A 13,897-nucleotide genomic window follows, 5' to 3' on the forward strand; every position below is an offset into this window, starting at 1 on the left:
ATGCGAAGCATCCCAGGATGGTTTGCGAAGAAGGTGGCACGCGGTCTCGCGGTGATGGCGCTGACCTGGAGTCCCCTGGTGCTCACGGGGACCGGGTGCGGCCCGACGGAGGACGCCTCCGAGCAGGAGGCGCCGCTCGACACCCGGGCGCACTCCTTCACGCCGATGGCGCCCTCGGGCGACTTCACCGCCAATGTGACGCGCTACGAATACGAGTTCGCGACGCAGACGGGCGCGGCGAAGTCCACGCTGTTGATGGACGTCTACCCCCCGGGCGGCGACTGCTTCGTGGTGAAGGCCCCCCAGGGCCTCACCGAGGTCCAATGGAACGGGAGCCCCCCGCTGCGGTCCGAGTCCGTCGAGGACGGCATCCGCGTGTGTGGGCCGGGACTCTTCGCGGGCCAGGTGAAGCTGGAGGCGCGCTTCACCGTGCCCCTCCAGACGTACGACTTCACGCAGGTCGGCTTCTCCCGCCGCACGGACAAGGCGGGCAACACGTTCTCCTACCTGCTCAACTGGGTGGAGGGCTGCGACAGGTTCGGCCCCTGTGACGACCGCACGGACCAGCTCGCGCAGTATGTCTTCACCATCAAGCACGCGCAGAACGAGCGCGTGGTGTGCCCGGGCCAGCGCACCCGTCCGGACAACACCACGACGAAGTGCACGCTGACCGGCCTCACCAAGGCGCCCACGTACTCGTCCTTCGCCGTGGCCTCCAACCCCGCCTGGGTCCCCAGCACGTTCACGGAGGTGTCCAACAAGTTCAAGCTGGTGTTCTACGAGGTGCCCGGCGGGAAGCTGGCGGCCTCGCTCAACGCCAACGACGTGAAGGCGTACCTGCACTGGATTATCGGTGAGCTGGGGCCGCTGCCCTACGGCACGGAGCTGCGCGTCGCGGGCGCGCCCACGGAGTGGCTGGGCGTGGAGCACCCCGCCAACCTCATCCTCCGCGAGGACCTGCCGGACCTGCGGCGCGACTACGCGAACATGACGATGCACACGCTGATGCACGAGGTCGTGCACCAGTGGGCGGGCAATCGCACCACGCTGTCGCGGCCCTTCGACTTCGTGTGGAAGGAAGCCATCGCCGAATACCTCACGTACCTGTACGAGCTGCGCGCGCGCCCCTCGGGCGAGGCGGAGCAGACACGCGCGTACTGGGACCGGCTGGCGCGCACCGCGGCGTACTACCCGCAGCCGCAGGATGACCCGCCGCCCGTCTTCCTCTCGCTCGCGTCGGACGTCTACGGCACCGGGCCCATGATTCTCTTCCTCCAACTGGAGCCGCTGCTCGGCCAGGACGCCGTCCTCCGGGGCATCAAGGGCTTCCTGTCCCAGCCCGGGGACCGGAGCGTCGACGACCTGCGCGCCGCGCTGGAGCAGGCATCAGGCAAGAACCTGGGCCCGTACTTCGACGCCTGGGTCCACGGCGCGGGTGACCCGGACTGGCCCTACTTCGAGGTGAGCACCGAGGAGGACGACGGCGACGTCACCCTCACCGCCCTCCAACGCTCGGTCTCCGGAACGCACTACCCCGTCGCGGTGGACGTGCTGCTCGAAGGCGCCACGCAATCCAAGCTCGTCACGCTCGACTACGGCCTGGAGCCCGAGTCGGACACCCTCCACGTGACGGTGCCCTTCCCCGAGCCCGTGCTGCAGGTGACGGTGGACCCGGAGAACCGGGTGGTCAACCGCAGGTTCCTCGGAGTCTCCGACGAGCCGCCTCCGCCGCGCTGGCTGTTCTAACCCCTCTCATCGAATCGCGTCGTCATCGACAAGGAGCGCAGGCCCCATGAACGGACATCCCCCCGAGAGCGCCAAGCCAAAGCCTCCCAGACGCTGGCGGATGATGGGACCCGGGCTCGCGTTGCTCGTCCTCGGAGGCACGGGGCTCTACGGACTCGTCACCCTGAAGGGCGCCGACACGCCCTCCACCCCGCCGCCTCCCGCCGACACGGCGTCCCAGGCGCACAAGCCCACGAGTTCTCCACAGCCCACCGCGGCGCTCCCGCGACGCCCGGGCGCTCCCGCTCCCACGCCATCCGAGGCCGCGCCAGCCACCGACGAGGCCCGGGTGGCGAAGGAGCAGCGAGAGGCCGCGCGGGTGTCCGCGAGGGAGTACCGGGCCGGACGCTTCAACGCGTTCTTCCGCAAGGAGGTCTTCGTCGAGGAGCTCACGCGGGAAGGCGGCGCGCGCATCATCGGCTTGAGGAACGAGCTGGCGGACCCCACGGCGCTCCAGCAGCTGCCGGCCGGCGCCCAGTTCCTGGAGACCAAGCCCGAGCCGGTGCTGGAGCGCATGGCGATGATTGACCTGCTCTTCGAGCTGGCGCCGCAGGAGCCCACCGCCCGCGAGGCGATGACGTCGCTGGCGCTGTCGCCCATCGACAGCGCGCTGCCGGACTCGGTGAAGAAGGGGCTCGTCGGAGAGAAGTACGACCTGCTGTTCCGGCTCGCGCAGGTGGACCGGCAGCTGGCCGTCGACACGTACTCGAAGCTGGAGAACCCCCGGCTCAAGAACCTGCTGCGCGAGGCGCTCGTCGCCGGACTGGCGGAGTCGGGGGCCAGCCCCGACGAAGTCCAGCGGATGACAGCACACCTCTAATCCGCGGCCGTGATGGGCCCAGGAGCACCCTGTCCGCCGAGGGCGGAGGGGGCCTCGTGTGTCCCGAAGTGCCAGCGAGGAGGGCTCGCCCACCCATCCGGAGACAGGGTGGTCGCGCCCGCGCTGGAGCCGTGAAGCAACACCCACCAGAAGACAGGAGCGCGTCGTGACTCGGACTTGGAAACAGGGATTGATTGGAGCGTGCTGTGCCGTCGTGGGCGTCGCGTGCGGCGACGTCCCGGCGGACCCGGCCGAGGCGCGGGACAGCACCCGGCAAGCTCGGCAGACTCGGCAGGACGCCCTCGCCGCGCTGGGCCGCGTGGAAGTGGTCGACGTGGGGAAGGACGGCACCCCCAGCTTCATCCGGGGACGGTTGGGCACGGCGGACACCGCGCTCGCGGCGCTCAAGGCCGGTGACGCGCTCGCGCCCGCGCTGCGCGCCATCGCCCCGGTGTTCGGCCTGCGCGCGGAGGAGCTGACGGTGCGCTCCAGCCGCGTGGATGACCTGGGCTTCACGCATATCCGCTATGACCAGACGCGCCAGGGCATCCGCGTCGTGGGGGGCGAGCTGGTGCTGCACGTCAACACGGCGGGCCTGGTGTACGCGGCCAATGGCTCGGCCCGAGGCGCTGGTGAGCCCGCGACGCTCGCGCGGTTCCCCATCGACGACGTGAAGCGCGCGGCGCTGGAGGGGCTCGACACGCTCGTCGTCGAGGGCGAGCCCCGCTTCGTCTACTTCCTGGGCGCCGAGGGCTCGCTGGCCTCCGCCTGGGAGGTGACGCGCGCGGGCACTCGCGAGGACTCGCCCGCCAGGGACCGCGTCTACGTGGACGCGGCGTCGGGCCGGGTGCTCGACGTGCAGCCGCTCATCCACTCCGCCCAGAATCGTCGAATCCACTCGGCCAACAACCAGTGGACCACGCCCGGCACCCTGCGCCGCATCGAGCTCGGCGCGGCCACGGGCGACAATCATGTCGACGTGAACTACGACCACGTCGGCACGACGTACGCCTGCTACGAGACGATTTTCGGTCGCGACTCGTTCGATGACCGGGGCGCCACCATCACCAGCACCGTGCACTACGGCGCCTCGTACGTGAATGCGTACTGGGACGGCATTCAAATCGTGTTCGGCGATGGCGACGGAGTGAACTCCGGTCAGCTCGGCCTGGATTTGGACGTGGTGTCCCACGAAATCACCCACGCCGTGACGCAGTACGAGTCGGGGCTCGTGTACCGCAACGAGTCCGGCGCGCTCAACGAGAGCCTGTCGGACATCGCCGCCGCCATCTGCGAGAGCTGGGCTCGCGGCGGCGCCATCGACGCGGACGTCTGGAAGATTGGCGAGGACATCTGGACGCCGAACATCGGCGGGGATGCGCTCCGCTACATGGACAACCCCACGCGGGACGGCTCGTCCAAGGACTACTACCCCGAGCGCTACACGGGCACCGCGGACAACGGCGGTGTGCACTGGAACTCGGGCATCCAGAACCTGGTCTTCAAGCTGCTCGTGACGGGCGGCACTCACCCGCGCGGCAAGACGCCCATCAACGTGGCGGGCGTGGGCATGAACCGCGCGGCGCAGACCTTCTACTTCGCCGCGACGAACTACTACACATCCACCACGACGATGTCCCAGGCCAAGGCCTACACCGTCCAGGCCGCCCAGGACCGCTACGACGCCTCCGTCGTGAACGCGGTGCGTGACGCCTGGGGCGCCGCGGGCGTGCCGTAGGCGACTCCAAGCGCAGTCCATTCCCAATCACCTCAAGGAGAACCCATGAAGAATGTCTTCATCGCCGTCGCAGTCTTCTCTGTCTGTCTTTCGAGCACCGCCCTGGCGCAGCTGTCCACGCGCTGCTTCCAGGATGACCAGCTCACCACGATTGACCTCGCGCGGGGCCGCAACGCCTGGGCCCGCAGGTGCGGCCTCATCACCGCCACGCGCGAGGCGTACCTGAACACGGAGAACGAGTACCAGGTCTTCACCAACGGCTGCTTCGCGTACCCGGCCGTGCCCGCGGGCTCGTCCTGTACGTTCTTCGTCCCCGCCGTCGAGTCCGCGGAGTGCATCACCGGCCTGAACAAGCTGGGCACCTGCGTCGCCGGCTGCACCACGCCCAGCCAGAAGGTCGCCTTCGGTGGGCGGATGCTGCCGGTGCCGGAGGCGTACGCGTCCGGGCTCACCACCGTGACGGCCCTGAGCCCTGACTCGGAGGCGGGCTTCCTGCGTTATGGCGAGCAGACCATCCGCAGCTTCGTCGCGGGCGACACGCAGGAGGACATCTTCACCCTGGAGACCCAGGAGGGTCGCCGCCTGGAAGTGACGGCGGAGCACCCGATGGTCCTGGAGGACGGGACGATGGTGAAGGCCCGCACGCTGCAGGCCGGCGACACGCTGCTGGGCGCCGACGGCGTGAAGCTGCACCTGAGCCGCGTCACCGTCTTCAACTTCAAGGGCCAGGTCTGGAACGTCCGGCCGGAGAGCCAGGTGAAGCTCGAGAACGTGATGAACGCGGAGGGCTTCCTCACCGGCTCCGTGCGCTTCCAGAACGAGTGGGCCCAGGACGACTACCGCCTGTCCCTGCGTGACGACGTGGACGTCAGCGGCCTGTAGGCCCGCGCGTTGAGCCCTCGGGTTGGGACTCCGGCTGTGTGAATCGCCGGAGTCCCAGCCTCCCCTCAGCGGGGCGCGTCGGGGGTGAGCGGCTGAAGGGGGCACTGCTCGACGGGCAGGAGGCACGGGTAGGAGTAGCCGCAGTCCTGGCTGCACGAGTAGCGCGTCTCCGAGCCGGCGCAGTAGCCGTCACCGCAGTAGCCACAGTCCGCGGCGCAGCTGAACACGTCCTCCGTCCCATTGCAGGCGCCGTCTCCACACGCCGAGCCGCAATCCCCGGGACAGTTGGCGGTGGACTCGCCCGCGCCGCACGTCCCGTTGCCGCAGGGATTGGGGCAGCCGCAGTCGACGGTGCACGAGTACACCGACTCGCCATTGCACCAGCCGTCTCCGCAGTAGCAGTCGGAGGGACACGTCCCCTCGCTCTCGCCGAAGTCACACGTGCCGTTTCCGCACACGGAGGGCGCGCCGCAGTCCCAGGAGCAGCTCCACGAGTCCTCGAGCGGGCCGCAGTACCCGTCGCCGCAGGAGTTCTCGCACTCGTAATAGGGGCACTGGGGCTGCAGCGGATCCACCACCTCGCCCGGCCGGAGGTACTGCAACGGGCACTGGCAGATAGGGAGCGCCTGGGAGGACTCACCGAGCGCTTCGCGCGAGTCCTCGGGGTCCACGGGATTGCAGGCCACCCACGTCAGGCAGGCCACGACCACCGAGAGACGCTGGACGAAGCGGCCAGGGGCCGCCGCGCTCATGTAGGGCCCGCCGAGTGACGCGGGGCGTGCTGGAGCCACATGGGCCACGCGGGCTCTGAGTCGTCCAGGTACGCCAGCACGGAGCCCCTCGGGAGCGACACGGTGCTCGCCGCCACGCACGAGCCGAGCATGACGAGCCCCGCCACACAGGGCGCGCTGGCGGAGACGGGCACGAAGAACTGACAGCTGTTCGTGGAGCACGGGTACTGGAAACAGCCGTTGGCGAAGACCTGGTACTCGCTGTCCGCGTTGAGGATGGCCTCCTTCGCGGCGGAGATGTAGCCGCACTTGCGCGCCCACGCGTTGCGCCCCGGGACTTGCTGCGGCGTGAGGTTGTCATCCCCACCGCACCGGCCACTGAGCTGCGCCCAGGAGGGGCTCGCGAAGCCGACGAAGACCAGACCAACGACGAGCCAGAGCTGCTTCATGCCAACCTCCACGAGGGGTGCATCTCAAGGTGCCGCGAAAAACCGACGTCGCTGCCGAGCCGAGCGCGGCTAGGGCTCACCACGAGTCGTGGAGCCCAGGAGGACCTCCACGGAATCCGGCGTCGTCCACGCCAGGTCGGGGAAGCCATCCGCGTCCAGGTCCTCGGCGACCAGGGACGTGGGCGTCACACTGGACGCCACGCGCATCGGAGCCCCCAGCTGGCCGTCCGCCGCTCCGAGCAGCAAGTAGACGCCCCCGGACATGCCGGCGTGGGCGATGTCGCTGCGCCCGTCCTGGTTGAAGTCCGCGACCACCACCTCTCCTGGCTCGTTGGCGAGGATGGATTGGGTGGAGGTGAAGCCGCCCTTGCCGTCGCCCAGGTGCAGGGAGAGGTAGCCACTGTCCGACAGGCCGTGGGTGATGACGAGGTCCAGCCTGCCGTCGCCATTCACCTCCACGGGAGCGAGCCGGAAGGGCTCGTCATCCGCGGACCCGCTGAGCTTGAGCGGAGGGACGGCGGTCAGCTTCTCGTCCTTCCTGGCGAGCAGGATGTCCACGGTGAAGCTGTTGGTGTTGAGCACCAGGACGTCGGGCAGCGCGTCGTCGTTCACGTCCGCGACCACCAAATCCCGAGGCAGTCCGGTGACTGAATGCGGCACGGCCTCACCGAAGGAGCCGTCGCCCCGGCCCTTGAGGGAGGTGATGTTCCAGAAGCCCGCCGAGCCCGCGTTCTTCGTTATCGCGTCGAGGTGCCCGTCCCCATCCAGGTCCGCCACCCGCACCTGCTGCGAGTGATTGCCCAGCGAGTAGGGGATTCCCGCCAGGAACGCGCCATCCGCCGCACCCAGGCGCACCGTGAGGGCGTTGGAGAAGTGGCCGACGATGAGCAGGTCCTGGCGGCCGTCACCATTCACGTCGCTGACGGCCACGTCCATGGGCGTGGTCCCCGCGGCGAGGCACCGGGGCGCCGCGAAGCCTCCCCTCCCCACACCCTGGTGGATGCAGACCTGCTCCTCCTGCGAGGCCACGAGGACCAGGTCCTTCACGCCGTCGCCGTCCACGTCCGCGACGTGCAGCCCTCTCGCCTTGGAGCCCCCCGCCGACAGCGTCACGCGGGCCTCCGGGAAGCCGAGCCATTGGGCGTCCGAGAGGACTCGCGGGGAGATGGTGGAGGACGTACACGCCAGCCCCGCGCAGCAGCCCAGCAGGAGGTGGTGGAAGCGGAACATGGTGCGTCCTAGGGATGGAGGAGGGGAACCGCGAAGGGGTCCCCAAGGGCGCGGGAACATGAAGGGTCCGACGATGGACAGGCCGCGGTGAGCCCACCGGGACACCCACAGTCCACGGGGCAGGTGTTCACCGTCTCCGCGGTGCAGATTCCGTCACCGCACCAGCAGTCGCCCGGACAGGTGGCCTCCGTCTCCGCGCCCGCCTGACAGAAGCCGTCCCCGCACCCCAGATGGCAGGAGCCCATGCAGGAGTCGGACAGCGAGGAGACCTGGGCGACAGGGCACGTGCGGACGGCCTGGACGGCCTGACCTTGGGTGCCGAGCGCGCCAGGCGGTGGGAGGTCCTCCCGAGCGCCACAGGCCGCGAGCAACGCCAGCGAGAATCCCACCAGCCAGCGCCACGGCCCCGGACGCGAAGCACTTCGAACCTCGCACACTCCGGGTATGAGATGACGAAAGCGGAGTCGATTCAGCATGTCAGCCCCACGATAAGGGGTTTCGCTATATTCTCGGAACGCTGGCGTTCCCAGTCATTCAATGACAAGCGTGGTTTGGGACACACACCCCTGTCAAGGAAGCGTCCCCGGGAGACTCCATGCGCCGCAAGCGGCTGCACGTTGTCGGGTTGGCGGCGTTCCTGCTCCTGTTGGGGCTGGGCGCCGTGTGGTGGAAGCAAGCGGGGGAAGCATCTTCCGCCCCGGTGGGAAACGCGGCGGCGATGGTGCGGGCTTCCACGAGCCCAGCACCCGCCGAGGCCGTCCCGGACGCGCGCGACGAGGCCGGAAGACGCGCCTGGGTGCCGGGCACGCTCCACCGTCACGCGTTGAGCCTGGGGCTGACAGTGTCCTTTGGCCAACAGAAGAACCCGGCCGCGGCCACGGCGCAGGGCATGCGCTTCGCCCTCCAGGGTGAGTGGGACGTGGGCATCGTCTCCGCCGAGGGAGACACCGTCCTCGTCCGCCTCCACCTGAGACCGGCGAGCTTCGGGCTGGAAGTGGAGGGACAAGGGGCGCTGTCGCCCGAGACGCGGCAGGCGATGGTGGCGGCGCTGTCGCTGCCCTTCTTCGCGACGCTGGACAGGACGGGCGCGGTGTCGCTGACGCACTTCGAGCAGGGCGTGGACGAGCTGGCGCGCGGGCTGCTGCGCTCGGTGTTGGCGTCCTCCCAGTTCGTGGTGAACGGCGTCCCCGGGACGACGTGGCGAACCGAAGAGCAGGACACCTCCGGCCAGTACGTCGCGGAGTACCAGCGCCAGGGGACGACCCGCTTCGACAAGCGCAAGCGGGCCTATACCTCCGTGGCCACGCCACAGGGACTCCAGCCGCTGGGCACCGAACTGCGCATGAGCGTCGGCGGCGGCTCCACGTTCGAGCTGGGTGAGGGCGCGTGGCTCCAGAGCGTCCAGACGCGCGAGCAGCTCACGGTGGAGCCGGGCGAGGGCCTGCCCACGGTGACGAACGCGACGGAGCTGACGTTGCGCCTGCTGGAGCGTCGACAGGAGCCCTCGCTGCGCGACGCCTTCGCCGCGCGCGCGGGCTTCTTGAACACCGCCGCGCTGGCCACCTTCCAGGGGCAGGCGACGGACCCGCTCGCCCATCATCGACAGGTGCTCGGCTCGCGTCGCTTCGAGGACATCCTCGCGGACCTGCTCGCGCTGCCCACCGACGAGAAGGCCCGCGACGACGCGCGGACGCGGGCCCTGGAGCAACTGCGCGCCCTGCTGCTGCTCCACCCCGAGGAGGCCGCGCGAATCCCCGCCCTGCTGCGCTCGAAGGACCTGTCCCCATTGGCCGCGAGCGCCATGTTGGGCGCGCTCTCCGCGGCGAGCACGCCCGAGTCCCTGCGCGCCCTGGCGTCGGCCACCGTCGACACCGCGCTGACGACGGACGTGCGCATGGACGCGGTCTCCGCGCTGGGCATGGCGGACAACCCCATCCGCGAAGGCGTGGACACGCTGCGCCAGCTGTCGCGGAGCGAGGACCCGAGGCTGCGGGGCACGGCGACGCTGGCCCTGGGCAACTCCGCGCTCCAGATGAACGACACCGACGCGCGCGGCTCGGAGGCGCTGGTGCAGGAGTTGAAGAACGACTACCGCGCCGCGACGAACGCGGAGCAGCGGGCCTTGCTGCTGCGCTCGCTCGGCAACACGCGGGCTCCGGGCGCGCTCGAGTCCATCGCGGACGCGCTGCGCTCCGACTCCGTGAAGGTCCGCGAGGCGGCCATGGTGGCGCTGCGGGGGATTCCCGGCCCGGAGGCGGACCGCCTGCTGCTGGAGCGTCTGGTGAACGACCCTGTCTCGGAGGTGCGCCGGGGCGCGGTCTTCGCCTGCGGCTTCCGTCCCCTGGAGCCCCTGCTGCTGCCCGTGCTGGGACAGGCGCTGCGAGAGGACGTGTCCGACGGCGTGCGCTCCGATATCATCCAGCTTCTGGGCCAGCACCGGGGCAACACACCCGGCGCCCTGGCCCTGCTGCGCTGGGCGAGCCAGCACGAGCGCAATCCCGACATCCGTCGCATGGCCACCACGTACGTGGAAACCCCCACCACGCCTGTTCCCTCTCAGTCAGCGCCCTGAAGTTGACGCGACGGACCGTGGAAAGTCAGACATACCGACCCGGCTCGCACCGTGTTTTCACGAATCAATCACATCCAACGACTTCACCCGGAGTAAATAATCGGCCTTCCACCCATCCCCCGGAGGCCCACATGAACAGGGCACTGTCGCGCTTCGTCGCGATGATGCTGGCCGTGGTTCCAGGACTCGGCGCAGCGCAGAGCTACGTCGACCCGAACCCCTACGTCGTCCAGCCCTCGAAGTATCCCTTCGCCGTCTACGCCCCGGGCTACACGCTCAACAACAAGGTGGCGTGGGAGTCGCAGGTCGCGCCGTTCGTCCCGGGTGCCAGCTACACGACGACCCAGGAGTACGCCATCCTCCAGGACGAGACGAACCGGACGGGAGGCCAGCTCCAGTACGACGCGTCGGATTTCACGCACAACATCGACGTCCAGCAGGCGGTCATCCCGGAGGCGTTCCAGCACCAGGTCCCTCCGCCGACGGAAATCATGCCGTGGACCAACCCGTCGCAGACCTTCAACAAGTCCTACGTGCGCACGGAGAAGTTCGGCAACAGCCTCTTCGGCGCGGGCTACCACCTCAGCGCGCTGCTCACGGCCGAGACGGCGACCATCAACGCGGACAAGAAAGTCGTGGCGGTGGCGGACGGCAGGCTCTTCGCCGCCGTGTTCTCCTCGGAGCACGACGTGGTGCGCGGGCGCGCCCAGGTGGTGGGGCAGAACGGCGGCGACAACAGCGGCACGGCGGCGCTCTACGTGCTGGGCCAGGAGGTCTGGTCCACCAGCCTCTACGCCACGTACTCCCCGCCTCCCATCAACTGGAGCCGGACGTTCTTCTCCGCCTCCAATACGTTCATGGTGGGGCCGGTGCCCATCACCGTGAAGGCGTCGCTCTCCGGCGGCGTGAAGCTGGCGGTGCAGGGGCTCATCGGCCCCACGGTGGCGCGGCTGTCGGCGATACCGGGCGGCTGGTCCAACGTCGCCGCATCCGCGTCAGTGGATGTCATCATCGTCGCCTTCGGCGTGGAGGGCAGCCTGGCGCTCATCAACGCCACCCTGCCCGCCTCGGGCGAGGTGTTCTGGCCTGTCTGCACGCTCGACTGGAAGCTGAAGACGGACCTGGACCTGAACACGCTCTCGGGGACCCTGAAGGCCTTCGCCCGCGTCCGCATCCTCTTCTTCAAGAAGACCTGGTGGGTGACGATTGCCCAGTGGGCCGGCATCACCCACAAACGGACGCTGCTGGGAGTCGAGGGCTCACAGCCCCTGGGCATCTGTAGCTGACGCGCTGAAAGAAGACGCTCCACCTCGCGGGCCAGTCACGCGCGCGAGGTGGAGTCAGTCGCCGCCCGGGCTCACAGGCCGTGACGGGCGACAGTGTCCAGCGGGGACGAGGCGTGCAGGGCCACGCGGAAGGTGGTGCCCACGCCCACGGACGACTCCACGGAGATGTGGCCACCCAGCGCGGTGACGATGGTGTCGCAGATGGACAGGCCCAGGCCCGTGCCCAGGCCCGCGGACTTGGTGGTGAAGAACGGGTCGAAGATGCGGCGCAGGTGCTCCGGAGGGATGCCGCCCCCCGTGTCGCGCACCTCCACCAGGACGCGCTCGCCGTCTTCCGGCCGCGTGGTGATGCGAATCTCGTTCGTCTCCGACTGGCCTTCTTCAATCGCGTGCGCGGCGTTGATGACCAGGTTGAGGAACACCTGGAACAGCTTGCCCTCGTTGCCACGCACCGGAGGCACCACGCCGTAGCTCTTCACCAGCCGCGCCCGGGGACGCACCTCGCTGGCCGCCATCTGAGCCACCGAGTCGAGCACCCGGTGCACGTCCACCGGCTCCTCGCGGTTGTCCTCCACGCGGGAGAAGACGCGCAGTTGGCGGACAATCTGCCGCATCCGCTCGGCGCCCTCGCGTGCGTCGTCCAGCACCTGGCGGCACTCCACCAGGTCATCGGGCGTCAGCGGACGCGCCCGCGGGCCCACCGTGGCGTGCAGGAAGTCCAGGTTGGAGAGCACGTAGGCCAGCGGGTTGTTCAGCTCGTGCGCGATGCCGGCGGCGAGCAGGCCCATGGAGGCCATGCGGTCGGCGAGGATGAGCTGCGCCTGGGAGCGCTTTCGCTCCGTGAAGTCGCGCGCCATCGTCACCCACGCGGGGGCTCCGTCGAAGACGACGGCCAGCGTCACCAGGTCCGCCACCACCGTCTCGCCGTCGCGGCGCACCAGCGGCACCTCCACCGCGCGCGCCGCCCGCTTCCCCTCCAGCGCTTGGCCCAGGTAGAGCTGCGCCGCGCTCCGGTCCTCCTCGCGCACCAGCTCCAATACGTGCCGGCCCACCAGCTCCGACGCGTCCCGGTAACCCAGGTACTGCACCAGCGCCGGGTTCACCGACAGCAGCACGCCGTCCCCCACGTGCACCATGACGGGGTCCGGGAAGGCCTCGATGAGCAGGTGGACGCCAGCCTCGGTGCGCCGCAGCGTCGTCTCCGTGCGCACGCGCAGCGCCTTGTCCGTGCGCTGCTCCAGCGCGAGCGACAGCGTGCCCGCGGCGCCCGACAGGAGGTTGACCTCGATGGGCCCCCAGGGCCGCGCCTCGCGACAGTTGTCGAAGCCGATGACGCCGAAGAGCTGCCCGTGGACGTGCAGCGGCAGGAGCAGCACCGAGCGCACGCCCTGCGCCTCCAGCATCGGCCTCAGCACGGGCGTGAAGCTCCAGGGCAGGCCCTGCACCGGCTCGCCGCGAATCAGCGCGGAGGCCTGCTCGGGCAGCAGCGCCTCCAGGAGCGGCAGGCCGTGCATGTTCGGGTCCTCCAGGTTGGGAGGAATCCCCGGCTCGCACCACTCCGCGCGCTGCGAGGCGAGCGGCGCGCCTTCCGCGCTGCGGTGCATCTCGAAGACGTAGACACGGCTGGCGGCGGACACGCGGCCCAGCGGCTCCACCACGGAGGCGTACAGGTCCACGGGGAGCTGGTGCGGCATCATCCGCCGCTGCACCTCCACCATCGTCTCCAGGTAGCGCTCGCGCGTGGCGACGGCCTCCTCGGCCCGACGGCGGGAGTCGATGTCCAGCAGCGTGCCCACCACCTCGCCAGGCAGGCCCGGCACGCTCCGGGCGGCCAGCACCACCCACCGCGCGTCATCGCCCACGGACAGGCGCAGCTCCTGGCGCGCGTCCGGGAGCCGCTGCGTGGCCACGGCCTCCAGCAGGGTCCTCGCCGCCTCGCGGTCCGGGGGGTGTACGGCCTCCAGCAGCGGATGGCCCTGGAACACCGCCCCGAGCGTCCCGGTCAGCTTCTCCCAGCCGGGACCCAGGTAGGCGACGCGGCCGTGGGCGTCGAGTTGGAACACCACCTCGCTGAGCAGCCCCTCCAGCACCTGGAGACGCCGCGCCATCGCGGCCCCGCTGTCTGGGGATGACGAGGGTGCTCGGGAGGAATGGCCACCCGCGCTCGCCTCGGGAACCGGTACCGGGGCCTCGACACGCCCCACGTCCCGCCGCTCGTCTGCCACTTCGGCCTCCTGCGCCCTCGGCGGGGGTCCAGCGTCCAGGCAGCGCACATGGCTGCCAGAAGCCTGTCCAACACCCTGTGCCCCTCCCGGTGGCGACGTCTTCTCCAGCATAGAGCCGGCGAATGTCGGGAAGTCAATGAAGGCGGAGAAGGTTCACTCCTGGTCGCCCGGTTCCCACC

Annotated in this window: 10 protein-coding genes; 6 read left to right on the forward strand and 4 right to left on the reverse strand. The window is 69.8% G+C overall.

Annotated elements, in window-relative coordinates:
* The 4 genes from HR086_RS07865 (at window position 1) to HR086_RS07880 (ending at window position 5,225) form a co-directional block, all read left to right on the forward strand.
* Window positions 1-1,746, forward strand: a complete 1,746-nt coding sequence (locus HR086_RS07865) for a M1 family aminopeptidase (RefSeq protein WP_174465272.1) — start codon at window positions 1-3, stop codon at window positions 1,744-1,746.
* A 46-nt stretch (window positions 1,747-1,792) separates the two neighbouring features.
* Window positions 1,793-2,605, forward strand: a complete 813-nt coding sequence (locus HR086_RS07870) for a hypothetical protein (RefSeq protein WP_174456873.1) — start codon at window positions 1,793-1,795, stop codon at window positions 2,603-2,605.
* Between the two features lie 166 nt (window positions 2,606-2,771).
* Window positions 2,772-4,343: a M4 family metallopeptidase gene (locus tag HR086_RS07875; protein ID WP_373564271.1), complete on the forward strand. Its 1,572-nt coding sequence runs from the start codon at window positions 2,772-2,774 to the stop codon at window positions 4,341-4,343.
* A 45-nt stretch (window positions 4,344-4,388) separates the two neighbouring features.
* Window positions 4,389-5,225, forward strand: a complete 837-nt coding sequence (locus HR086_RS07880) for a Hint domain-containing protein (protein WP_141643443.1) — start codon at window positions 4,389-4,391, stop codon at window positions 5,223-5,225.
* Window positions 5,226-5,290: 65 nt separating this feature from the next.
* Here the strand turns inward: HR086_RS07880 and HR086_RS07885 are convergent, their stop codons facing one another.
* The 3 genes from HR086_RS07885 to HR086_RS07895 form a co-directional block, all read right to left on the reverse strand.
* Entirely contained in the window at window positions 5,291-5,977 is a 687-nt protein-coding gene (locus HR086_RS07885) for a hypothetical protein (RefSeq protein WP_174465273.1), read from the reverse strand.
* A complete protein-coding gene (locus tag HR086_RS07890) occupies window positions 5,974-6,405 on the reverse strand; it encodes a hypothetical protein (RefSeq protein WP_141643445.1) in 432 nt (143 codons plus the stop codon). The genes HR086_RS07885 and HR086_RS07890 overlap by 4 nt, the downstream gene beginning before the upstream one ends.
* A 69-nt stretch (window positions 6,406-6,474) precedes the next feature.
* Window positions 6,475-7,635, reverse strand: coding sequence for a VCBS repeat-containing protein (locus tag HR086_RS07895; RefSeq protein ID WP_174465274.1), 1,161 nt, complete (start codon window positions 7,633-7,635; stop codon window positions 6,475-6,477).
* A 595-nt stretch (window positions 7,636-8,230) separates the two neighbouring features.
* On the opposite strand from HR086_RS07895, the gene HR086_RS07900 reads away from it, so the two are divergent.
* Both HR086_RS07900 and HR086_RS07905 read left to right on the forward strand, forming a co-directional pair.
* Entirely contained in the window at window positions 8,231-10,207 is a 1,977-nt protein-coding gene (locus HR086_RS07900; RefSeq protein WP_174465275.1) for a HEAT repeat domain-containing protein, read from the forward strand.
* A gap of 131 nt (window positions 10,208-10,338) precedes the next feature.
* On the forward strand, window positions 10,339-11,493 hold the full coding sequence (locus tag HR086_RS07905) for a hypothetical protein (RefSeq protein WP_174465276.1): 1,155 nt from the start codon (window positions 10,339-10,341) through the stop codon (window positions 11,491-11,493).
* 71 nt (window positions 11,494-11,564) lie between these two features.
* On the opposite strand, the gene HR086_RS07910 is transcribed toward HR086_RS07905, so the two are convergent.
* Window positions 11,565-13,601 (reverse strand): ATP-binding protein, encoded by a 2,037-nt coding sequence (locus tag HR086_RS07910; protein WP_217439210.1) that lies wholly within the window; start codon window positions 13,599-13,601, stop codon window positions 11,565-11,567.
* Window positions 13,602-13,897: the final 296 nt, after the last annotated feature.

The organism is Myxococcus sp. CA039A (genome assembly GCF_013336645.1).
GTDB lineage: Bacteria > Myxococcota > Myxococcia > Myxococcales > Myxococcaceae > Myxococcus > Myxococcus llanfairpwllgwyngyllgogerychwyrndrobwllllantysiliogogogochensis.

What these genes read in the sequence shown, in the direction of transcription:
- HR086_RS07865 (WP_174465272.1), top strand. Translation starts at nt 1, where the DNA reads ATGCGAAGCATCCCAGGATGGTTTGCGAAGAAGGTGGCACGCGGTCTC.
- HR086_RS07870 (WP_174456873.1), top strand. Translation starts at nt 1,793, where the DNA reads ATGAACGGACATCCCCCCGAGAGCGCCAAGCCAAAGCCTCCCAGACGC.
- HR086_RS07880 (WP_141643443.1), top strand. Translation starts at nt 4,389, where the DNA reads ATGAAGAATGTCTTCATCGCCGTCGCAGTCTTCTCTGTCTGTCTTTCG.
- HR086_RS07885 (WP_174465273.1), bottom strand. Translation starts at nt 5,977, where the DNA reads ATGAGCGCGGCGGCCCCTGGCCGCTTCGTCCAGCGTCTCTCGGTGGTC.
- HR086_RS07890 (WP_141643445.1), bottom strand. Translation starts at nt 6,405, where the DNA reads ATGAAGCAGCTCTGGCTCGTCGTTGGTCTGGTCTTCGTCGGCTTCGCG.
- HR086_RS07895 (WP_174465274.1), bottom strand. Translation starts at nt 7,635, where the DNA reads ATGTTCCGCTTCCACCACCTCCTGCTGGGCTGCTGCGCGGGGCTGGCG.
- HR086_RS07900 (WP_174465275.1), top strand. Translation starts at nt 8,231, where the DNA reads ATGCGCCGCAAGCGGCTGCACGTTGTCGGGTTGGCGGCGTTCCTGCTC.
- HR086_RS07905 (WP_174465276.1), top strand. Translation starts at nt 10,339, where the DNA reads ATGAACAGGGCACTGTCGCGCTTCGTCGCGATGATGCTGGCCGTGGTT.
- HR086_RS07910 (WP_217439210.1), bottom strand. Translation starts at nt 13,601, where the DNA reads ATGGCGCGGCGTCTCCAGGTGCTGGAGGGGCTGCTCAGCGAGGTGGTG.